Consider the following 22,360-nt stretch of genomic DNA (forward strand, 5'->3'; position numbering starts at 1 on the left):
TTCCTCAAGCGACCGTTCCGCGGCGCAGGACACCGGAGAAGGTTGCGAATATTGCGAGCACGACAGCCAGCAGCGTAAAGGACAAGGATGCGCCCAAGGGCCAGTTGAAGGCCTGGGTGAACTGATCCTCGATCACCGTTCCCATGGTCACGCCGACACGACCGCCCAGAATGCGCGGTTCCATGAAGGAACCGATGACCGGAATGAAGATCAAAACGGCGCCGGAGATCAGCCCGGGAGCCGCAAGCGGCATCAAAATCTTGAACAGGATGGTCCACCAGCGCGCGCCGAGGCTTGAAGCGGCCTCAATGATCGCGTCGTCGATGGCCACCAGCGCTATGTAGCAGGTCAGGATCATGTACGGCAGGTAGCCGTGAACAAGACCAACCACCACGGCATAGCGCGTGTAGAGAAAGCCGATGGAACCCGCGTCCGGAGCAATCATATGCAGCAGACTGTCGAGAAAGCCGTTTTCGCGCAGCACCATGGTCCACGAAAAGACGCGCACAAGACCGTTGGTCCAGAATGGCAGGAGAATGAGGATCAACAACATCTCTCGCGTCTTGCCGAAGGTCGAGCGGACCAGTGCCACGGCCGCCAGGAAACCAAGCACCGCGCAGAACAGCGTCGTCCAGAAGCCGATCAGCAGCGACGTGATGCCGATCCCGACCAGATAGGGTTGATCGATGAACGCGCGGTACTGCTTCAGCGTAAAGATGATCGGGGCCTTGCCCATCGGTGTCGCCGACATGAAGCTAAACACGAACATGGTCAGCAGCGGCAGAAAGACGGCAAGTGTCAGCCAACCATAGGTCGGCAGCAGCAACGCCGTCGTCGAAACCCATGGCGGGAGTGGGCGCCGGCTGCGCGGACCCGAAGGTCCGCGCTCTGACGCTGATGTCAGACGATCATTCTGCATAGAAGGCTTTCACTTCCTGCCAGATATTGTTGAAGGCTTCGCGCCGGTCGTCGGGAATGCCCGAGACAAAGGACGTCGTCTTCAAATATTCGGTCTTGTGGACCAAGCGGGTGAGATCGTCGGCAGGAAGTGCTGACAGGGCTGCCGAATTTGAAGAAGCAGGGGCCCCGATCTTGGTTGCCCATTCGACATAGAATGTCGGATCGATCATCCAGTTGACGAATGCAAGAGCACCTTCTGGATTCGGAGCCGATGTCGGAACACCGAGACCATCGACCCAACCGACGCCGCCTTCCTTAGGCACTACGAACTGAACCGGAAGTTTAGAAACGCGCTTGGATCGCACCGAGCCGCCCGACCAGAACAGCGACAGGTCGAATTCCTTGGCGGCGAACGACTTGTTCCACTGATCTTCCGTCGACCACAGCAACTTGACGTTCGGCTTGATCGATTTCAGCGCGGCCGTAACAGCAGCCAGATCCTTGGGATCGTTGATGTCCTGCCCGCTCATCAGCGCGCCAACGCCGACATTGATGATGGCGTCGTCGTCCATGGCAACACGGCCCTTATAGGCCGGGTCGGCGAGCACCGCGTAACTGTCGGGAACGGTCATGCCTTCACGGATGGCAAGCGAGGTCATGCCCCAGACCCACGGAACGGCATAACCCTTGCCGTCCTTGCTGAAGTTCGGGTTGGCGCGCAGGGTCTCGTCGACTGTTGACGCGTTTGGAACCTTGCTGAAATCGATCGGCTGCAGCAGGTCTTCGGCGACCGCCTGGGCGCAACGCGCAGCGTTGAGGATAACCAGATCATAGGCGCCCGGATTCGTGCGCATCTTGGTCAGCATTTCCGATTCCGAGCTGTAGTAGTCGTGGACGACTGTGATGCCCGTCTTTTCGGTGAAAGCCTTCAGCGACCAGGCTTCGTCGGTTCCGTAGCCCTGCCAGTTGAGGACCGTGATGGATCCGGCCGAAAAGGCTTTGCGCGGCAAGGTGGAGATGCTGACGCCAGCAATCAGTGCTGCGGACATCAACTTCATTGTGTTGCGTCTGGTGAGTTCAGTCATTGTGGCACCCCTCTTGAAGATACACAGTTATGGACCATCATGACCCGCGGTCATCGACCTCAACGGATCGGCTAGCTTGAAAACAAACGACGTGCCAAAGCGCGCTTAATCGTTTGTATACATACTAAAAGCAGATGAGCGTTGTCCGTGGGGCGCTGACGTCTCGGCGAAATGAAGCGCGCGCTGCGACGCAGCGGCACACCACTTTGTAAGAAAAGCACAACACTTCATTGAGCGGCCGGCATGAATCCACGGATCTCCTGCAAGCTGTTCGTTCAACCCTCTGACTTTAGCATCAGTCTTTTATTTTATATGTACACAAACTATCGGTGAGGAATCGAGACCTGTCAAGCACTGCCTTGCTTTAGTGAGCGCTTGACGATGAAAAATAGACGTCCAGCCGGCGATCCTCTGCGTGTCCAGCAATCATGACGCGTAATCCGTCGCCGCCCGACACATAGTTGATGTCCTGCCCGTTGATACGGGCGGCAAGAACATCGCCCAATGCCAAGCCTGGCAAGTCGATGTAACCAGCCTCGGAGACCGGAGCAATCGTGCAGGCCACCCGCCCGTTGGCAAAGACGATGCGCGACAGCGTGGTGCGCAGATCCGTCTTCAGCGCTGCGTTACCGTTCAACGTCATCACCAGGGTTCCGGATTTGACGACCAGCTCGAGCGTTCCCGACGGCGAGACCATAGGTCCGAGCACCACATCCCGGCCGGCATGGCGCATCGTCCATCCGGTCCACGGATCGAAGTCAACGATCTCACTGGCAGCCATCAGCGGCAACATGGCGGCCCAGATGTAGAACGGATCGGTATCGCCCTGATCCATTGCCTCGCCGGTCACCGCGTTGTAATTTTCAGCGGCGATGCGATCGTAACGCCAGTTCTTCATGAACAGGTCGTAGCTCTGGCTTGCCAGCTTGCTCGCCTCCGCCACGAAACCGTAGCGCCGCAGGCCAAGCCAGACCATGTAGTTGACGTTCGGCCAGATGCGCCCGCGCCAGTAGACGTTGTCGGTGAAGGCCGGATCGTCTCGCGTTGCGTTCGGCAGCACGAAATCGCCGCCGAAGGTCGTCTCATCGCTCAGATGCTCGAGCAGACGTGCCGCCTGCGCCGGCGTCGCGGCGCCGCACAGCAGCGGGTAGAAGCTGGTCGGCGACAGCGAGCGCACGAAACCGCCGCGCCGCTGGCGATTGGCGAAGATGCCGCGGCTCTCGTCCCAGAGCGTCTGCGAGATCAGCGTCCGCTGACGTTCGGCCAAGGCGGCGAATTCGCGGGCATCGTCATGCTTGCCGAGCACGGCGGCCATTTTCGAAAGCATTTCGGCGTCGAGAGCGGCCGCGCAGTTGACGCCGAGATCGAAGGTCGACAGCGTCCGGGTGACGGGATCGTAGACGGCCTCGTCATGGGTCGCGGAATTGTCCATGCCGGTTTCATTGCGCGCGGCAAAGGCCGTCCCCTTGTAGAGGCCCTCGCCCACGTCGGAGGTTCCGCAGGACAAAAGGCCGGTACCATCAGGATCACGGTTGTCCTGCCACCAGCGCCGATTGCGTACCAGCGCCTCGTAACTTGCCTGAATTATCGATCGTTCGCCCGTCCGCTGGTAGAGCTGCCAGACGACCAACGCGCCGAACGGCAGCTGGGTGCGATCGACCCAGGCATCGTTGGACGTGACGATGCAGGCGATATTGCCCTGCGGGGTCGCGCCGGCCATCGCGGTCGCCATGTTCTCGCGCGCCAGATCGGCGTCGAACACGCCCGCAAGAAGGGCAGCGAAAATCTGGTCGTTGAACCAGACGGCGAATTTCCCGAGGTTCCAGATCCGGGTGACCGCCGTGTAGGAACGCGCGTTGATTTCGTCCCAGATGGTGTTCCAGGCGACGACGTCACGCATCGCGTCGAGTGCGCCCTCGAACACGCCGGTCTGCGCATCGGCGATCGCAGCTGGCGCGCCGGCGGCAAGGCAGGCCTGCGCCTTGGAGATCGCCAGTTCGGCACTATCGGCGACGCCTGCGGCATAGGCCCCCTGGCGCATCATCTCAAGATTGAAGCGCAAGCCTATGACCGGCGCTTCGTTCTTGCGGGTCGCCGTATAGAAGTAGCCGTTTTCCTCGAAATCCGCGCGCAAGGCGTCGATCGTCTCGTGGCCAGTCACATGCACCGGCACCTCGGTGGTCGCGACCGCCACGAACCGTGTACCGATCTTCAAGAGCGTGACGTTTCGTCCTGCATCATGGACCGCCACCTCACCTCCATCGCAAGAGATCGCCAGCGTCAGCCAGAAACGCAGCCCCCATTCGGCTGACACCTTGCCGTCCCAGCTGCCGCGAATGGCGAAAGGGTCGGTCTTCGTCGTCGAGAAGGCTACGGTCGTGCCGCTGTGATCTGTCTCCAGCTCGATCAACGAGCCGTCGATCGTATGGCGTCCCAGCCGAACGGTATCGCGGCGCGGCTCGATGGCGGAGGTTGTCTTGCTGCGGGTCGAATAAAGGATCGGCGTGATCCGCACGCCGAGCGGCAGGAAGACCATTTCGGCCGGCCGGGTGGACCAGCTGTTCCAAGCACGCATCAGGGGGATCGTCGAATGTTGTGGCATGGCTCTATGACTTCCGGTCAGTTTGTCAGCGGGATGAGTTTCGGTGCTGCGGCCAATCCACTCTTGTCGAGGCTGTCGCCGAGGTAGGGTGTATTCTTGTAGTACCGATTTGCAGCCGTGTTAGCGACGTGCAGTTCAAGGCTGTGGACGCCAGGGGTCAACCTGCCGAGAGCAAAATTGTAGGGCCGCCAGCCGCGGCGACCGATCTGCCTGTCATCCAGCCGGACAGTAACCACCGTATCGACGGCGGGCAGTTCGAGGATCCAATCGGCCTCATCGCCGATTTCGAGCGTCAACCGGTAGATGCCGGTCCCGGAGAAATCGGCAAAGCCCTGCATTTCCCAACCGGTTTCGACCGAGATCGGCACGAATTCAGCATCAGGCCCCGGCGCGAAGCTCCAATCGTCGACAAGCGGTACGGCACGACCATCGTCGACGACAGGCTGATCCGAGAGATGACCTTCCCGCGCTACCGTCTCCGGCACCTGCCGCAATCGAAGGCAACGCACGTCCTGCGGGCCAAGAACGACCGTCAAATGCTCAAAGGCGAATACCTCGTTTACCGTGCCTGTTGTCGCCGACCAGACCTCGCACTCGAAGCCATCTCCGAAGGAAATCTCGCTGACGCGTTCCGTCGAGCCATCGTTGAACAACACGATCCGCCACCAACCATCAGTTTCGTATCCGATCCATTGCCAAGGCTTATCAACCGAATGGAAGGCCACATCGGGACCGGTCGATCGAAGCGACCGCAACAGAGCGCCCACATCACCGTCACCGGGCATCCTCTCGATATGCATCGAAACCTCGACAGCCTCGCGTGTTATACCGTCGCAAACAGCGGACAGGCTATCGCCTGAAGACCAGACAACACCACCCGCCGCCTTGAAGACGGCGAGCGTTTGCAAGGTCTTCGTCGTCTCGAGCACGGTGACGGACGGCAGAACGACAGCATCGAAAACAAGGCCGGACGCGCGCAGGCGGCCGTTCTCGATCGTAGCGGTCGCCAAATCGGCCTCGCTGACGAACATGAAGTCGCAGCCTTCTGCTAAGAGCCCTTCGCACCAGGCGCCGATATGGGTTGCATGGCTGTGGCGCGGCCCTTCTGCGAAGGCTGTATGAAGAGGATAAAGGATAGCAACCGGCGTGCGGGGCGTGGCCCCCTCGATGAAGGCGGAAATCCGTGCCGTCTCCTCGGCAAACAGATCGTGGTAGCTCCACCACGGCTCGAAATTGATGCCCGGCCCGAAATCGAAACGTGGATTGGAAAACGGCGTCGGATCGCCGTCGCGCCCATCCGTCTGGTAGACGCCGTGCCAGAGGAACTGTCGGCTCCCGAGGCAGTGAAGCCGGATGGCCTGCGCCCGCATCGTCTCCAGGGTCAGTTCCCATTGCCCGGCGGCACGCACGGGCGTTCGCTCGGCGCTGGCATAGGTTTCGACGACGCATCGGCTGCGACCATTCGAACGCGCAACGGAATCGCCGAGCTTCGGCGCCAGCTGCGCCACGAAATTGTTGGAATCAACGGCCGTCTCGTGCCGGTAGGCATCGATGCCGAAGAAATCCACTGCAAGCGCCACCCTGGGGTCGATAGTGGTAAAACCGCCGTTCAACGACCAGGAACTGACATGCGGCAGGATCTCGTGCCCGGTGAGGACGATCCCCGTGCCCTCGGCCCATCGGCGCAACGTGCCGGAGAAGGCCTCGTTCATCAGGGCCGAATAGGCGGCGTAGAATTGGGCGCGCAGTCGCAGGGTTTCAGGCCCGACGTCACCCACCAGCGCCAGCAGGGCCCTGGCGAAGGTCTCTCCCGTGCCGCGCGACACGGCGTCCGGCAGGGTCGGCGCATAGAGCAGGCTGTTGCCGAGGTCACCGGAGATCTGGCTCCACTTGTAGAAACCCGCCGCCGGCTGGTCGTAGAACACGAAGCCGACGGGGTCGGGCACGAGATCGCCAAGCGCCTCGATCAGCGGATCGAGTCCGACTTCGATGAACCGCTCCGCAGCCTCCGGCAGGAGATAATTGATGAGCCGCGAGGTCCTCGACCGGGCGCTGACGAACACCGTGAGCACCTGCCCCCCATCGGGCACGCCCTCGAACAGGTAGCTGCACGACGTTCGGTCGCTTTCGACGACGAATGTCCGCGCCGTGACGTCGACCACCTGGTCGAGGCTGTCGATGCCGACCGACGGATGCAGCAGCGCTGCCTCGACGGTCCACTGGCACCACTCGACGATGCTGCCCTCATACTGCCACGCGACGATATCGGGGCCCATCGTCCGGGTGAACGGCGGATGGATGCCGCTGATCTCGCCCCGCGCCTCTCCCGAGGACGACCAGAACAGGTGGCGCTCGCGCAGGTCGTCGCGGTCCACGACCGTCCGGCCGCCGGCGTGACCGCTGATCCAGTTGTAATCGTCGTAGATTCCGAGCTTCAGGCCCAGCTTGCCGGCAATCCCAGCCGCAACACGATAGGCGTCCAGAAAGGGCGGCGACAGGTAGTCATCGCGCGACATTGCGAGACGGGCCTGGATCAGGATCGTGCCGATCCCCTTCTGTTTGAAATCGGCGAGCTGCGCGTGGCAAACGTCCTCTGCCGGGATCGAATGCCAGAACCAGTAGGCCGACGGGCGAAACGCAGCTGTCGGGTTCTCGAACAAGTCGCGGCGGCCGATATCCTGCTCGGTTCGGATCTGCTCCAACTCGTCTCTCCCTAGTGGCTTGCTGCCGTCACGCGTTGCATGGCTTTGGTCGTTTCCGTCCAGGCCGGCTTGTCGGGGGCGAAGCGCGCTCTCAGATAATCGGCGAGATCCTTGATCTGGCCGTCGTTCAGCGTCTGGCGGAAAGCCGGCATCGACATCACCTCAGGGGCTTGGCGGCCGGTGGTCTGCGCCAGGATTGCCGGCGCCTCGACACCCTTCAGGATTGCCTGGATAAGATTGTCCGGGGTCGCCGCATGAACGTTGCTGTTGAGCGCCAACGACGACAGGATCGTGTTTCCAGTGTGGCATGTGGCGCAGGCGCCATTGAACAGGCGCTCGCCCTTCGGCGATATGCGCGCGGCGGAAGCCTTGGCCGCTTCGCTCGCGGCAAGGGCGGCCTGGCTCTGCGCCTTGCTATCGGCGGGAGCCTCGTTGAGACTTGCGAGATATGTGGCCATGGCGCGGATATCGCTATCCGGCAGCGGCTGCATGACCTCGACGACATGCGCCATCGGGCCGGCGGCACTGCCGTGATCGCGCGAATGTCCGGTGCGCAGGTAGTCATAGAAGGCGTCTGCCGTCCAGCCGACCGGGCCCTTGGCGAACGCATTCAGGGCCGGCGCCTCCCAGCCATCGGCAAAGCCGCCGGCAAGCCGGGCGCTGCCGCTCTTTTCCGCGCCGAGCACATTGCGCTCGGTGTGGCAGGCCGAACAGTGGCCCAGGGTCTCGACGAGATAGGCCCCCCTGTTCCACTGCGCATCGCGGGTCTCGACATATTTGAACGGCTGCGCCTTCAGGAACAGCGCGTTCCAGCCCGCCATCATTGCGCGGATGCTGTAGGGGAATTTGAGCTTCGTCTCCGGCGCTTTTTCGGCGACCGGCGCCTGCGTCATCATGTAGGCGTAGAGGGCCTGAAGATCGGCATCCTCGGCGCCCGCGAACGAGGTGTAGGGGTGCGCGGGATAGAGGTGATGGCCGTCGCGGCTGATGCCCTCGCGCATGGCACGTTCGAGGGCCGGGTAGGACCAGGCGCCGATGCCGTTTCGGACATCGGGCGTGATGTTGGTGGCATAAACTGCGCCGAACGGCGTGTCGAAGCGCCGGCCACCGGCAAAGGGTGTTCCGTCGTTTCCGACATGACAGACATTGCAGGCGCCGGCCGCCGCCGCCAGCCGGCCGCGCTCGATGGTGGCGGCGCTGTAGACATTGGCGTCCGGGCGCTGGATGGTGCCGATCGCCGGGCGCCATGGCGATGCCATGGTCACGATACCGGACAGAGCCGCGACGGCACCGACGGCTGACAGACCCATGGTCCACCACTTCCGCCTCTTCGCGACCGGAGTGACCGGCGTTTCGTTCGTCTTGCCGTTCAGAGTTGCGAGAACCAGTTCCGGCGTCAGCGGCAGTTCGCGGAAACGAATGCCGGTGGCATCGTAGACGGCATTGGCGATGGCCGCGGCGCTGGGAACGGAGGCGGACTCTCCGACGCCGAGCGGCGGCTCGTCCTGCCGCGGCACCATCAGCACGTCGATATCAGGCACCTCGGGGAAGGTGATCAGCGGGTAGCCGCCCCATTCCTTCGACTGCACGGCGGTCGAGGAAAATTCGACCTTTTCCTTCAGAACCCGGCTGGTGGACTGAATGATGTTGCCGTGGATCTGGTGGCGCACGCCGTCGGGATTGATCATCATTCCCGAGTCCTGCGCGCAGGTCACCTTGGTGACCGCGATCTCGCCGGTCTTCTTGTTGACGGCGACATCGGCAACCCATGCCGCCCAGGCGGCGGCCTTACCCGGAAACGGCCCGTGGACGTAGACGGCATAGGCAAATCCACGGCCGTAGAGCAGATCACCTTCGCCGCCGAGCGTGCCCCATGTCGTATGCGGCACCCACTTCGCCCGTTCGGCCAGCGCGTGCACCAGGTCGACGGCGCGTGGGTCGTGGAGATAACGGAGCCGGTACTCGACCGGATCGACGCCGGCGGCGGCGGCCAGCTCGTCGACGTAGCATTCGTGGGCGAATGTATTCGGCATCGCCGACACGCCACGGAACCAGGAGGCGCGTGCGATCGGCGGCATGTCGTGCACGGTTACGCGCAGGTTGCCGTAGGCATAGGGCGGGATGGCAGTACGATCGCCCATCTGCACGACGCCGGAAACGGGCGGCAGCTTGCCGGTGAGGATCAGGGGAAGGGTTGGCGCCAGATTGGAGGGATAGCGCGTTTCGAAATCATAGGCGCACGGACCTCCCTCCAGGTCGAGACCGCCGCGCACATCCATGATCTGGGCGGCGCCCTTCGGCTCCCAGGCATGTTCCTGTTCGCGCGTTAGCTGGACCCGGACGGGTGCCTTGACGGCCCGCGACAGCAGCGCCGCGTCGGCTGTTACGTCATCGGCGCAGTTGCGGCCGTAGCAGCCGGCCGCCTCCAGCCGCTCGACCCTAATCTGCTCTTCCGGCATGTCGAGCAGCAGCGCCAGATCGCGGCGCATGGGATAAGGGTTCTGGGTTCCCGACCAGACGGTCAGCCCGGCGTCATTGTAATCGGCCACCGCGCAGGACGGGCCGATCGAACCGTGCATCTGGTAAGGCCAGACATAGGTGCGGTTCATCGGCTGGGCGCTGCCAGCCAACGCCATGTCGACATTGCCGCGATCGGCAAGCTTGCGTGGCGTCGACGGATTGGCACGCAGTGCCTTCTCCGGCATGTTCAGATCCGGCCACTCGGGCGGCGCGCGCCACACGACCTTCAGGCTTCCGGACGCCTCGATGGCGATTTCCTCACGGGTCGCGACAACACCGACGAAATCACCGATGGCGACGACGCCGACCAGCCCGTCGATATGCGCGACCGAGGTCTCGTCGATCGAGATCAGGCTGTTTCCGACATGCTCGCCGTGATCGAATCCGGCATAGGGCGGGCGAATAACGCGGCCGTGCAGCATGCCAGGCACGCGCACATCGTGGACATAGGTCCAGCGCCCGGTTGCCTTCTCGGGAATATCGACGCGCGGGCGCGACGAGCCAACCAGTTTATAGTCCGACGGCGGCTTCAGCGCCGCATTGCTGTCGATCGACAGCCTGACATGGCTGCCGACGACAACATCGCCGAAGTTCAGCTGCCAGTTCTCGCCGCCGTCGGTACGGATAGTGCCGTCCTCCAGCCGCAGCCGCTCAATCGGCACGCCTACCTTCTCGGCGGCCTTGGCGAGAAGATGGCGGCGGGCGGTCGCGGCGGCCTGGCGCAGCGGCACTGCGGTGATCTGGATGGTTTCGCTTGCGATGGTCGCCCCCTGGTTGGGCGCGGCGGTCGTCGTGCCGAGAACCATGTCCACCTGTTCGAACGGCACGCTGAGCTCCTCGGCGACGATTTGCGCCAGCGAGGTGCGGATGCCTGTCCCGAGATCGACGTGGCCGTTGAACGCTGTCACCCGGCTATCGGCCCCCACCGCGATATAAAGCTCGGCGGCGTCGCCCATCGACGCGTCATTGACAATGAGAAGCGTGCTGGCGGCTGCCATGTAGGCGGACTTGGGTGCTTCGCGGTGGTTCATCGCGAAACCTCCGTCATGTCGTCGGTCATCGAGTCGTCTGGCCGGCCGGCTTTGGTAAGGGTTACGGCGCGGTGCACAGCGGCCAGTATCTCAACATGCGTTCCGCACCGGCAGAGATGGTGCCGCAGAGCATCGCGAATATCGCCCTCGTCGGGATCCGTATTTCGCTGAAGCAGTCCAACCGTGGCGATGATCATGCCGTTGAGGCAATACCCGCATTGCGCCGCCGCCTCTTCGATGAAAGCCTGCTGTACCGGGTGCAGAAGCCCATCCACCGCCAGCCCCTCGAGCGTGATCACGCGTCGTTTGCCGATCGCGCCAAGCGGCACAGTACAAGACCGCACCGGACGGCCGTCGACCAGAACCGCGCAGGCGCCGCATTCACCCAGGCCACAGCCATATTTCGGTCCATTCAGGCACAGGTCGTTACGCAATATGTAAAGAAGCGGTGTTTCCGGTTTCGCGCTAACGCGCCAAAGAGCGTCGTTGACATTCAGTGAAACGGAAACGGGAGGCTTCACGGGAGCTCCTCCAGCATCGCGCAAATAGCCAGGCCTTTTGCTACTGGACGGATCGCTATACGGCGGGCGCCCTGGCGGCGCGTGCGCATCATAACGATGCGACTGTCCCCGACATCACGCATCTACTGCCCCTTATTTTTATATAAATAGTGTATACGCTTCATATGGAGCGCTGGCAAGTCGAATTTCGTTGTTGCAAACGTCGAAAAACGCGGTACGCTGGGATATCCAACGAAACCAGCCGCCACGAATGCTTGTCTCGCTATTGCATTTTAAAGCGTATACGCTATAAGTAAGCCAATTCGCCTATCGCCAGCGCGATACGGCGAAAAACGGAAAAAGGGGTCGCCATGTCCACCGGAAATGAAAGAATCGCGATCATCGGTGCCGGCCTCGGCGGCGCGGCAGCGGGGGCGCTGCTCCAGCATGCCGGCTTCAACGTCCAGATCTTTGAACAGGCCCCGAGCTTTTCCCGCCTCGGCGCCGGTATCCACATGGGACCGAATGTCCTGAAGATCTTCCAGCGCATCGGCATGGACAAGAAGCTGGTCGATATCAGCAGCACGCCGGCCTATTGGTTCAGCCGGGATGGCCTGACGGGAGACTATCTCTCCCGCATTCCGCTCGAAGGATATGGCGCGACCTATTGTACCGTCCATCGCGGCGATCTCTCTGCCTTGCAGATGGACACCATGACTCCCGGCACCGTCCAGTTCAACAAGCGATTGACCCGCCTCGAAGACAATGGCTCGGATGTCTACCTCGAATTCCAGGACGGCACCTCGGCGCGCGCCTCGATCGTGATCGGTGCCGACGGCATCAACTCGCGCGTTCGCGAAACATTGCTGGGTGCCGAAAAGCCGAACTATAGCGGCTGGGTCGGTCATCGCGCGATGATCTCGGCGGAAAAGCTGAAAAAGTTCGACCTGACCTTCGAGGATTGCGTCAAGTGGTGGGGGCCGGATCGCCACATGATGGTCTACTACACCACCAGCCGCCGCGACGAATATTACTACGTGACCGGCGTCCCGCACCCCGCCTGGGAATTCGACGGCGCTTTCGTGCAAAGCAGCCGCGAAGAAATGTCGGAAGCCTTTGCCGAATACCATCCGGTCATCCAGGCGCTGATCGAAGCCACCGACGACGTCACCAAGTGGCCGCTGTTCAACCGTAACCCGCTACCGCTCTGGAGCCAGGGCCGCATGGTCCTGCTCGGCGATGCCTGCCACCCGATGAAGCCGCATATGGCTCAGGGTGCCGCCATGGCGATCGAGGATGCGGCCATGCTGGCGCGATGCCTGAAGGAAACCGGATCGCAGGATTACGCGACCGCCTTCCGCCTCTATGAGGCCAGCCGACGCGATCGCGCAACGCAGGTCCAGACCGTGTCCAACGCCAATACGTTCCTGCAGACGCAGGAAGATCCTTCATGGGTCTATGGCTACGACGTCTATGCCGAGCCTATCCTCGACAAGAGCGTCGCATGAGCGCGGCCCTTCTCTACGGCGCGAATGCCTCTGCCAACGGCATTCGCCAGCATTATCTGCGCCATGGCGGCAAGGGTCGGCCGGTCATCCTCATTCCCGGCATCACCAGCCCGGCGATCACCTGGGGCTTCGTTGCCGAGCGCCTTGCCGAACGCCATGACGTCTACGTTCTCGATGTCCGGGGCCGCGGCCTGTCCTCGACCGGTCCGGATCTCGACTACGGTCTCGATGCCATGGCCGCCGATGTCATCGGCTTTGCCCAGGCGCTCGGTGTTGGCGCTCCTGCGCTGCTCGGCCATTCGATGGGTGCGCGCATCGCCATGCGGGCGGCAAATACCGGCGGCGAGTTCTCCCGCCTCGCCCTTATCGATCCCCCGGTCTCCGGGCCGGGCCGCCGGCCTTATCCGAGCAAGTTGCCCTGGTATGTCGATAGCATTCGCCTCGCGCTGGCAGGCATTGATGCCGAGGGCATGAAGGCGTTTTGCCCGACATGGTCGGAAAGCCAGCTGCGGTTGCGCGCCGAATGGCTGCACACCTGCTTCGAGCCTGCCATCGTCACCGCCTTCGAGGACTTCCACCGGGACGACATCTTCCCGGATTTCGCCACGCTGAAGCAGCCGTCGATGCTGATGGTCGCGGGACGTGGCGGCGTGATCGCGCCGGAAGATGAAGCGGAAATCCGTGGGCTCAACCCCGCTATCGAGATCAGCCGCGTCCCGAATGCCGGCCACATGATCCCTTGGGACGATCTCGACGGCTTCTTCGAAGCGCTTGGAGATTTCCTCTCCCGATAAACGCTAATGGCGGGTCTTTGGCCCGCCATTTTTATTGCCGCAGCGAGAGCGCCCTAATGTGCGCCCGCTCACTCATCAAAGGAGCCGTCCGTGCAGAAACCCTATCGTATCGGCCAGATCGTGCCGAGTTCCAACACGACGATGGAGACGGAAATTCCGGCGATGCTGATGGCTCGCCAGCTTATCCGCCCGGAGCGCTTCACCTTCCATTCCAGCCGCATGCGCATGAAGAAGGTGGTCAAGGAAGAACTGGCCGCCATGGACGCCGAATCCGATCGGTGCGCCATCGAACTGTCCGATGCCCGCGTCGACGTGCTGGGATATGCCTGCCTCGTCGCCATCATGGCGATGGGCCTCGGCTACCATCGCCAGTCGGAAAAGCGCCTGACCGGCCGCACGCAGGAAAACGACACGAACATCCCGGTCGTCACCAGCGCCGGCGCGCTGATCGAGGGCCTGAAGGTGATGAAGGCGAAGAAGATCGCCGTCGTCGCGCCCTATATGAAGCCGCTGACCGAACTCGTCGTGAACTATATTCGCGAGGAAGGCTTCGAAGTGATGGATTGGCGGGCGCTTGAAATTCCCGACAATCTGGATGTTGCCCGCCACGATCCGGAAACCCTGCCGGCCATCGTCCAGACGCTCGATCTTTCCGATGTCGATGTCATCGTTCTTTCGGCCTGCGTGCAGATGCCGTCGCTGCCCGTCATCGCCAAGGTCGAGGCCATGACCGGCAAACCGGTGCTCACCGCCGCCGTGGCCACCACCTATTGCATGCTGAAATCACTGGGACTGGAAGCCGTCGTGCCGGGTGCCGGTGCGCTGCTGTCCGGTGCTTATTGAACCTGACGTTTTTGTCGTTTCCGGCCGCATTGCGGCGGAGGAAAACAAGGAGTGCCCCATGCAGAGTGCTGAAACCAACTATCAGGGCGTTTGGGGCAACCGCATCGGTTTCGGCCAGCGGCCGGCCCTTCTGGTGATCGACTTCCTGAAAGCCTATACGGTGGAAGGCGCGCCGCTCTATGCGCCGGGTGTCGTCGATGCCGTCGCACAAACACCGGCACTTCTGGTCGCCGCGCGCGCCGCAGGCATTCCCGTCATCCACACCCGCATTCTCTATCTCGCCGAGAACTGCGCCGATGGCGGCATGTGGGTGAAAAAGGCTCCGGTCATGATGGCCATGGTCGAGGGCAACGTGCTGGCCGAATTCTGCGACGGCGTCGAGCCGGAAAAGGGCGAACTGGTCATCGTCAAGCAATATGCCAGCGCCTTTTTCGGCACCAGTCTCGCCTCTCTACTTCACACGCAGGGTATCGATACCGTCGTTCTTGCCGGATGCTCGACAAGCGGCTGCATTCGCGCAAGTGCGGTAGATGCCGTCCAGCACGGGTTCCGGACCATCGTCGTGCGCGATTGCGTCGGCGACCGGCACCCCGATCCGCACAATGCCAACCTCTTCGACATCGACAGCAAATACGGCGATGTCGTTTCAAGGGAGGATGCCATCGCCGAAATCGCCAAGATCAAGTCCGACTGTCTGTAACTTTAGAAAAACAGCCAAGCCTTCACGTAAGATAGGGGAACGAGCATGGATCAATTCAGCTTCACCGAAATCTGCCTACATCAGTTGAAGATGTCGGGCGTCCACGAGGGCGAAAAACTCATCGTCCTGACCCAGGGCAACGAGCGCCTCGATTACGCTGACGCCTTCATGGCGGCGGGCATGCGTCTTGGGGCCAAGATGTATCACATGCGTTTGCCACCGGTGCCGCCGGCAGGTGCATGGGCCGTCGGCCAGACCGGACTTGCCGCCATGCCTGACGCGGTCGAAGCCCTAAAGGCCGCCGATATGCTGATCGATTGCATCTTCCTGCTCTTCAGCCCGGAGCAGATGGCGATCCAGGCGGCCGGAACACGTATCCTGACCGCCGTCGAACCGCCGGAGATTCTCGCCCGCATGTTGCCGACAAAGGAACTGCGCGAGCGCGTCGAATTTGCCGGAGAGCTGCTCTCCAAAGCGAAGGTGATGCGGATCACCTCGGCGCATGGCACGGATGTCACCTACAAACTCAACACCTATCCGGCCATCACGGAATATGCGTGCACCGACGAGCCAGGCCGCTGGGATCATTGGCCGTCCGGCTTTGTCTTCACGGGTGGTGACGATGATGGCGTCGACGGTACGATCGTCGTTGCCCCGGGCGATATTCTGCTGCCGCAGAACATCTACGTCCGCGATCCGATCTACTACACCATTGAAAACGGTTGGATCACCGACATTCGCGGCGGCCTCGATGCCGAGCTGGTCAAGTCGTACATGGACGGTTTCAATGATCCGCGAGGCATGGGCATGAGCCATGTCGGCTGGGGTCTTAATCAGAACGCCAAGTGGCATCGCATGGTGCCCGGTGAATTTCCGGGCGGCATGGGCATGGAGGCCCGCTCGTTCTACGGCAATGTCATGTTCTCGACCGGCCCGAACAATGAACTGGGCGGCCCGAACGACACGGCCTGCCATCTCGATATCCCGATGCGCAATTGCTCGCTCTTTCTCGACGATGAGCCGATGGTCCTGAACGGCGATATCGCCGTCAAGGAAATGAAGCACACCGTCAAATCGTAATCGCAACCAACCTGCTTGGCGTGAAGACACGCCAAGCAGCCCGAGCCTCGTATGCCTTGACCGGTGAAACATGCTGTGGTGTTTCCTGCATGGACGCACTAGACGCCGCAACCGATGGACCCGCTAACATGACTGTCAAAGACATCGAACGCCCACGTGAAGCCGCGGTGTCTGAAACCGCCTATGATGTTACCGAGCAGGTGGGTCACTTGCTGCGAAAAGCCTATCAGCGGCATCTCTCGATCTTCCAGGCCAACGCCAGTGACCCAGACCTGACATCCGTCCAGTTCGTCACGCTCTGCGCGCTACACGATCTCGGCCCGAGCTCTCAGGTCGAATTGGTGAAGGCCACCTCGGTCGATCAGGCGACCATCCGCGGGATCGTCGAGCGTCTGAAAGCACGTGGATTGATCGACCTGTCCAAAGACAAAGCCGACGCCCGCAAGGTCGTCATTTCTCTCCTGCCGAAGGGTGAGGCGCTGCTTCAGGACATGTATCCTCGCGCATATCTCATCAGCGAAAAAACCGTCTCTCCCCTCAATCCGGCGGAGAGAATTGCGCTGCTGTATCTTCTTCGTAAAATTGCGGACGATGAGACCGGAGATACGTCACGGCAATAGTTCAGCGCAGGGCCTATGCCGGCCCTGGTTTCGAAAGGAAGCGAGCCTACGCCCGCATGGGGAAGCATCATAATTCCCCTTCGTTCGCAGTTGAGAAGTCTTCGTTACTTCACCGGTCGGAGCTGTCAGATTCGATCACCGGCGGTGTTTCGCTCTGCAGGGCGATACGCTCCCATCGGTCGGCAAATGGACCGCAAGCGGTTTTTATATCGATGCCAACCGGCAACTCGCAGCATTCGTCCTCTCCGTTGCTCCCCAGTTCACCCAGCGTGACTGGCGCCTTTGGACAATCGGGAAGGCGCCGGCACCCGCCGACGGTCCGCTCCGGCTTTCCCGTGCGCCGTCTGCGGCGTCGAATCTCGGCCGGAGCCATGCCGACATTCCGATGGTCGGGCTGGCATGCTGCGCGCGCCCCTCATTTCCCTTCCCCCATTTCTTATTTGAAGAGCTGTTCGATGTCCGCCATCGGCCGGAACAGCTTCATTGGTTGGTCGGGAAACGGAAAAAAGCTTTCACGCTCGTAGAAGCGGCGCGCATTTTCATCCTTAGCATCTACGACCACTGCGAAGGACGCGATCTCGCTCCTGACGGCCCGAAAGAGGGCATCCGCCAGCAGAAACCGGCCAACGCCCTTGCCTTGGTGGCGTCGGTCGATCGCAAGTCGACCGAGAAGAGTCGCTGGAACGACCGGATAGCGCGGCAGTTTCCGCACTGCCTTTTCGGGCAGCTCCCCGAGATTCACCGCCGTCGACGAAAGGGTGTAGTAGCCAGCGACCGCACCGTCCGACAGCACCAGCACGAAAGGCGCGGCCATGTTCTTGCGGGCATCCTGACCGGCCTGAACCCGGAAATACCGATCAAGCGGCTCCACGCCACTTTCGAACGCAGACCTGTCGTGGTGAGCACCGAGGACCTCGACCCGCGGGGCTTCTCCGATGTCGTCCGCCACCCGTCAGACGCCGGTCGTTTTGCGATAGCGACGCACCGTGTCACGCAGACGATCATTGACTGGCTGCGGGTTGAGCAATGCTTCTACGAAGGTCTCGCTGTCGCGGACCGAGAGGTCCAGACGCTGATGTTCTTCGATTGCCCGACGGGCGGCCTCCTGGACGCTGGACAACACAAAATCAGTCACCGTCCGGCCCTGGAGGGCTGCGGCGCGCTCAATAAGACTTTTCTGGTCAGCCGTTACGCGCGTCTCAAGACGCTCGCCACGGACCCGTCCACGAGGCGGATGTACTGCAGATTGGACCATCGACATTCTCCTTTTCAACAGATGTACGGCCATTGGCCGGGAAAATCAAGTAGAACGACCAGTTGTGCAACAACCTGCTGCACCGTCAGGGGAGAGATGGTTTCGGCCATCTCTCCCCCGCGACCGCCGCCTGTACCTGGCGGGGCCGCGCGCTCGCAAGACGGCCGATAGCAGTCACTGCTCCAATCGTTCCCATCCGCCGCCGAGCTGGTACGAGACAGCCCACTACTACCTGGGTGGGTAGGGCTCGATATCCGCAGACCAGTAGTGCTTGGCGATGTTCGGGCTGTTGCGGATGACATGGTAGGCGATATCCGGATTGCCTCCTTCAAGAGTGTCCGGGTCCGCACCACAGATTAGGCAATACATTCGTTGATGAACGACACTTGCAAAATATTGCAGAACTGGCGTGGCGTCGTCCTCACCGATTGCTTGCATGTCCTCGGCAGTCTGTTTGGCCGCCTCCTCCGCCGTCGATCTCCTGCTCCCTTTTGCGCAAGAAGCGGTCGCGAGGCTACCTTCCGCTGCAGTGATCGGCATCCGCATCTCTCATGCTCAAGTGAAGGAAAAGACGGCTGAGGAAGGAAGAGACGGCTCACGCCGCCGCCTCCTCCTCGTTGGCTTCCGGCTGCAAGGAATGCAGGTAATCGACCGCCCGCTGCGCATGGGCTGCCGCCGAGAAGATGGCGCGCTTGTCGTGGTGGAGAACCTTCAGCCAGCTATCGAGATAGCGTGCGTGGTCGGGGCGTGGTTCGAGCTCTGGGACGATGCCAAGATCGGCGCAGAGAAACGCGCTGCCGAGTTCGGCAATCAGCTCCTCGCGGGCGCGGTCGCTCCGGTCTTTTGCGTAGCGGCTGAGATCGCGATCCAGCCGTCGCGGTGCGCCGGTCCAGTGCGTGATCTCGTGGCTGAGGATGGCGACATAAGCGGCATCGTCCCGGAAGGCATCCAGGCATGGCATCTGGATGTAATCCCGGTGAGGGGCATAATAGGCAGCCGTACCTCCATGCCGGATCAGTGCGCCGGTATTGGCAAAGAAGCGACCGGCATTGCCGATCCGCCTCATCGGATCCTCACCAGATGCGATCTCGTCAAAGCGGCCGTTAAGACCGGTGATCTGATCGGTGTTGAACACCGTGTAGGTCTTGAGGAATGGAATATCCTGTTCGATCTCGGTGCCTGTCTCGGTCGTCTCGGTGCGGCTGAACGAACTGGCAAAGACTATGGTCGTGCCGGTTTCGCCCTTGCGGACGGCGCCGCCGAGTTCGATTGCCTGGCGAAACGTCATCCAGCGTGATGCGGCAAAGCCGCGGGCGATGGCTTGCGACCACAGCAGCAGGACGTTGATGCCGGAATAGGGTTGGCCGTTGTGGCGCAGTGGCCGGCCGACCTCGCCCGTCGCATGTCCCGTCGTCCAGGGTCTGGTCCATGGCCGCACACCCCGTTCGAGATCGGCGATGATCGTGTTGGTGATGCGGCTGTAAATATCGGATCGTTGATTGGATTGCTGCCTGCACATGTTGGAACCTCGGTTTCGAGGTCGCGGCCATCGCGACCTGCTACGGCGGTCCGAAAGCCGGGCGGCAAGCGGCGCCTGCACCCGCAGGGCCGCAACGAAGTGGAGGACGGCAAAGCCGTTGCCGGCGGCGCGAGCCTGGCAGGACCCAAAGCCGGGGCAGGACGCGGTGGCCGCAATCTACAGGGGGAGGTTTGGACGGAGGCGGACATGGCTGATCCGCGAGGCGGCGTCATGCCGCTCGCGTCACAGATGAACAGCAGCGAAGATCGCCTACCTCACCGGCCGCGCCAACGACCTTGCGATATCGACGATGTCGTCGCGCGAGGCGGTCGGATCCTCCTCACATGAGGAGTTTGGCGTCAACGGCTATCAAGGTGGCATGTTGGCGTTCCTATTTCGGATCCAAGTCTGAGCCCGATACTTTACCGGCTCGACCTGCGAGCCTGTACAACCTCACATACGGTCGCCGCTCCGGCGGCTGCACCACCATCCCGCTTGCGACGGGCAAGAGCTCAGGAGAACAGGACCAACCTTGTTCCCGGCTGATAAAGCCATGAAGACCCACGGTCTGTTCACCTGGATCCGTCAGGGCTGATCCGGCCCTGGGGATTGAAAGAGCTTGCAGGTAAGCTGGCATCGGTCAGGCGGATTTCATGACCGCCCCCTCGATGACAACGCCGGCGCTGACATACTTCCATAAGGCCACCAGCAGCTTGCGGGCCAGCGCCACGATCATCGACTTTTTGAAGCGACCGCCATTCTGTGTAACGCGGTCCTTGAACCAGCAGGACAGCCTGGAGCTCGGCTGGTAGCGCAGCCATAACCAAGCAAGCTCCACCATCGTAGTTCGCAGCCGTGGATGCCCGCTTTCGATACGCCCTGCTCACGATTGATCGAGCCGCTTTGCCAAGGCGACGGCGCCAGCCCGGCATAGGCGGCAACTTGACGGCGGTTGTCGAAGTGCCGGAACAGGCCTTCAGAGTGAAGGATTGCCGCGAACTCCGAACCAACGCCCCTGATGCCAAGCAGCACCGCCGCTGGCGATGCGCTCGTCGTCTGCTCAGCAATAAGCGCATCTCGTTCAGCTTCCACAGTCTTGATCTGCTCGAGCAACAGCTCAAGACGATCGAGCTCACGGGAGATTTGTGCCTTTATGTGCTTGGGGAGCGCACGGTCATCCCCAGTGCGAAGTTCTTCCAGACGCACTCGGCGATCACGGCGCAAAGGTGCATAATCCCGGATGCCCTGGCAGAAGAGGAGTCCCTTGATGCGGTTGACGTGGAGAACGCGCTCAGCAACCAGCACTTTTCGCTCGCGGCCAATACGGCGGCGATCCTCGTCCTCAGGCGTCGGCATCTTGACCATAGAACCGACGCGTGGCTCACCTCGCTTCCAGGCCAGCAACGTGCGCACCAGCGTTTCACCATCAATGCGGTCGGTCTTGACGCGACGTCGACGACGCGGCACCGAGATCGATGCTGCCTCGACAAAGTGGTTCTCGATCCAACCGACCTTGTTCAGCGTCCGCCCGATCCAGAAGCCATCCAGGCCCACTTCCTGGATCACCACCAATGAGTAAAGCTTGCCCTCGCGTGTCAGTACCTTTTGACGCATCTCGGCAAAGCAGGCGAGCAGGCTGGCGATATCGCCGCCGGCGACCGTATGACGAGACATCTTCTCGCTTCCTGGCGAAAGCGATGTGACCAGCCAGGTCGATTTACTGAGTTCCAATGAAACGAAGATTGCGCCAAGATCGACGCGGATGGCGGCAGGTGCATCGGGTTTATCGGCTGTCGTAAGCATGATGAGCCTCCAGAGAGATTTTTAGCGAACCCACTCTGCCACGGTGCAGGCCGCTATCCACTCCCCATAGGATCTTGTTCCAGGCAACACCCAGTCCGATCCTGAAATCGATGCCCCTGACCGCCTTCAGCTCGAAGGCCCGGTTCGGCAGGCCCTCGGTCCATTCCGGCGCAAAGCCGATGCCAAGCCCGGCCGAGACCAGCGACACCAGCGAATAGGTGTCGTCGCAGCTATAGGCGATGTTGCGGGTCAGATCGTATTCCTCGAACTTCTCGTTGAAGTACCGCTCTGTATAGGAGAGGTTCTTGCGATTGAAGGCGATGATCCTTTCCGAGCGCAGGTCGTCGATGGAAATCTCCGCCTGCTCCGCCAGCCGGTTGGTACGGGCCACCGCCAAGAGATACCGCTCATGGGCGATCGAGGCGAAGCGCAAGGAGCCGATGTTTTCCACCGGCCGGATGAGGCCGAGATTGATCTGGCCGTTCTCCAGACCACGGATGATGTCGCCGGTGTTGCCGCTTGATATATGGATACGGATATCCGGATACTTGCGGGCGATCTTTGCAAGAAACGCCGGCAGCACGCCGGTGGTCGCCGGATAGACGGTGCCGATTCTGATCTGCCGGATCGTCTTGCCGGCCACCGCCCTGGTGATCTCGGCGGAAAGATCGACCTCGCTCAGGATCCCGACGCAGCGCTCATGGAAGATCTCCCCTGCCCGCGTCAGCTCCACCCGTCTGGTCGAGCGGATGAACAGCGGGCAGCCGAGTTCGCGCTCCAGCGCCTGCACATGATTGCTGAGCGCTGGCTGGGCGATGCGTACCTTGGCTGCCGCCCGGCCGAAGTGCAGTGGGCTGATTATGATTTTCAGCTGCTATTTAAGCAAGTAGGCCTTCGC

The 22,360-nt window shown here is 61.6% G+C and carries 17 protein-coding genes and 2 pseudogenes; 6 read left to right on the forward strand and 13 right to left on the reverse strand.

Translation table 11 applies throughout. The features are described 5' to 3' along the window. Positions 1 to 4: 4 nt before the first annotated feature. From J3P73_RS36805 to J3P73_RS36830, 6 genes are all read right to left on the reverse strand, one after another. Entirely contained in the window at positions 5 to 919 is a 915-nt protein-coding gene (locus J3P73_RS36805) for an ABC transporter permease (RefSeq protein WP_018068306.1), read from the reverse strand. Beyond that, on the reverse strand, positions 909 to 1,985 hold the full coding sequence (locus J3P73_RS36810) for an ABC transporter substrate-binding protein (RefSeq protein WP_018483775.1): 1,077 nt from the start codon (positions 1,983 to 1,985) through the stop codon (positions 909 to 911). Before J3P73_RS36810 ends, J3P73_RS36805 begins: the two co-directional genes overlap by 11 nt. Before the next feature lie 364 nt (positions 1,986 to 2,349). Further along, positions 2,350 to 4,587: an amylo-alpha-1,6-glucosidase gene (locus J3P73_RS36815; RefSeq protein WP_131614754.1), complete on the reverse strand. Its 2,238-nt coding sequence runs from the start codon at positions 4,585 to 4,587 to the stop codon at positions 2,350 to 2,352. 17 nt (positions 4,588 to 4,604) lie between these two features. Next, positions 4,605 to 7,289: a carbohydrate-binding protein gene (locus J3P73_RS36820; RefSeq protein ID WP_207580316.1), complete on the reverse strand. Its 2,685-nt coding sequence runs from the start codon at positions 7,287 to 7,289 to the stop codon at positions 4,605 to 4,607. An 11-nt stretch (positions 7,290 to 7,300) separates the two neighbouring features. Further along, on the reverse strand, positions 7,301 to 10,840 hold the full coding sequence (locus J3P73_RS36825; protein WP_207580317.1) for a molybdopterin cofactor-binding domain-containing protein: 3,540 nt from the start codon (positions 10,838 to 10,840) through the stop codon (positions 7,301 to 7,303). Then, complete coding sequence (locus J3P73_RS36830) at positions 10,837 to 11,361, reverse strand: (2Fe-2S)-binding protein (protein ID WP_018483771.1); 525 nt, start codon at positions 11,359 to 11,361, stop codon at positions 10,837 to 10,839. Before J3P73_RS36830 ends, J3P73_RS36825 begins: the two co-directional genes overlap by 4 nt. A gap of 350 nt (positions 11,362 to 11,711) precedes the next feature. Here J3P73_RS36830 and J3P73_RS36835 point away from each other — a divergent pair, with 350 nt between their 5' ends. The 6 genes from J3P73_RS36835 to J3P73_RS36860 all read left to right on the forward strand — a co-directional run bounded on the left by J3P73_RS36835 (position 11,712) and on the right by J3P73_RS36860 (position 16,885). Continuing rightward, entirely contained in the window at positions 11,712 to 12,848 is a 1,137-nt protein-coding gene (locus tag J3P73_RS36835) for an FAD-dependent monooxygenase (protein WP_018068300.1), read from the forward strand. Beyond that, positions 12,845 to 13,642 carry an alpha/beta fold hydrolase gene (locus tag J3P73_RS36840; RefSeq protein WP_207580318.1) on the forward strand — a complete coding sequence of 266 codons (798 nt, stop codon included), beginning with the start codon at positions 12,845 to 12,847 and terminating at the stop codon, positions 13,640 to 13,642. Before J3P73_RS36835 ends, J3P73_RS36840 begins: the two co-directional genes overlap by 4 nt. Positions 13,643 to 13,732: 90 nt before the next feature. Next, positions 13,733 to 14,485, forward strand: coding sequence for a maleate cis-trans isomerase family protein (locus J3P73_RS36845; RefSeq protein WP_018483769.1), 753 nt, complete (start codon positions 13,733 to 13,735; stop codon positions 14,483 to 14,485). A gap of 58 nt (positions 14,486 to 14,543) precedes the next feature. Continuing rightward, positions 14,544 to 15,185 carry an N-carbamoylsarcosine amidohydrolase gene (locus tag J3P73_RS36850; protein WP_018068298.1) on the forward strand — a complete coding sequence of 214 codons (642 nt, stop codon included), beginning with the start codon at positions 14,544 to 14,546 and terminating at the stop codon, positions 15,183 to 15,185. 45 nt (positions 15,186 to 15,230) lie between these two features. Beyond that, the gene (locus J3P73_RS36855) at positions 15,231 to 16,265 is read left to right on the forward strand and encodes a 2,5-dihydroxypyridine 5,6-dioxygenase NicX family protein (protein ID WP_018068297.1); all 1,035 of its coding nucleotides are present in this window, start codon (positions 15,231 to 15,233) and stop codon (positions 16,263 to 16,265) included. Between the two features lie 128 nt (positions 16,266 to 16,393). Continuing rightward, positions 16,394 to 16,885, forward strand: a complete 492-nt coding sequence (locus tag J3P73_RS36860) for a MarR family winged helix-turn-helix transcriptional regulator (RefSeq protein ID WP_131614758.1) — start codon at positions 16,394 to 16,396, stop codon at positions 16,883 to 16,885. 436 nt (positions 16,886 to 17,321) lie between these two features. Here J3P73_RS36860 and J3P73_RS36865 read toward each other — a convergent pair whose 3' ends face one another. The 7 genes and pseudogenes from J3P73_RS36865 to J3P73_RS36890 form a co-directional block, all read right to left on the reverse strand. Further along, positions 17,322 to 17,834 (reverse strand): GNAT family N-acetyltransferase, encoded by a 513-nt coding sequence (locus J3P73_RS36865; protein WP_207580319.1) that lies wholly within the window; start codon positions 17,832 to 17,834, stop codon positions 17,322 to 17,324. Between the two features lie 3 nt (positions 17,835 to 17,837). Next, complete coding sequence (locus tag J3P73_RS36870) at positions 17,838 to 18,140, reverse strand: type II toxin-antitoxin system TacA family antitoxin (RefSeq protein WP_018483765.1); 303 nt, start codon at positions 18,138 to 18,140, stop codon at positions 17,838 to 17,840. Between the two features lie 228 nt (positions 18,141 to 18,368). Beyond that, positions 18,369 to 18,680, reverse strand: a complete 312-nt coding sequence (locus tag J3P73_RS36875) for a hypothetical protein (protein ID WP_245002788.1) — start codon at positions 18,678 to 18,680, stop codon at positions 18,369 to 18,371. A 55-nt stretch (positions 18,681 to 18,735) separates the two neighbouring features. Further along, a complete protein-coding gene (locus tag J3P73_RS36880) occupies positions 18,736 to 19,659 on the reverse strand; it encodes an ArdC family protein (protein ID WP_207580320.1) in 924 nt (307 codons plus the stop codon). Between the two features lie 270 nt (positions 19,660 to 19,929). Then, positions 19,930 to 20,001, reverse strand: a pseudogene (locus J3P73_RS38420) (LysR substrate-binding domain-containing protein); the annotation flags it as partial. A 298-nt stretch (positions 20,002 to 20,299) separates the two neighbouring features. After that, positions 20,300 to 21,462, reverse strand: a pseudogene (locus J3P73_RS36885) (IS110 family RNA-guided transposase). Beyond that, positions 21,443 to 22,324 (reverse strand): LysR family transcriptional regulator, encoded by an 882-nt coding sequence (locus tag J3P73_RS36890; protein ID WP_245002812.1) that lies wholly within the window; start codon positions 22,322 to 22,324, stop codon positions 21,443 to 21,445. The pseudogene J3P73_RS36885 and the gene J3P73_RS36890 overlap by 20 nt, the downstream one beginning before the upstream one ends. Positions 22,325 to 22,360 lie beyond the last annotated feature (36 nt).

Origin of the sequence: Rhizobium ruizarguesonis (assembly GCF_017357285.1) — a bacterium.
Lineage (GTDB): Bacteria > Pseudomonadota > Alphaproteobacteria > Rhizobiales > Rhizobiaceae > Rhizobium > Rhizobium ruizarguesonis.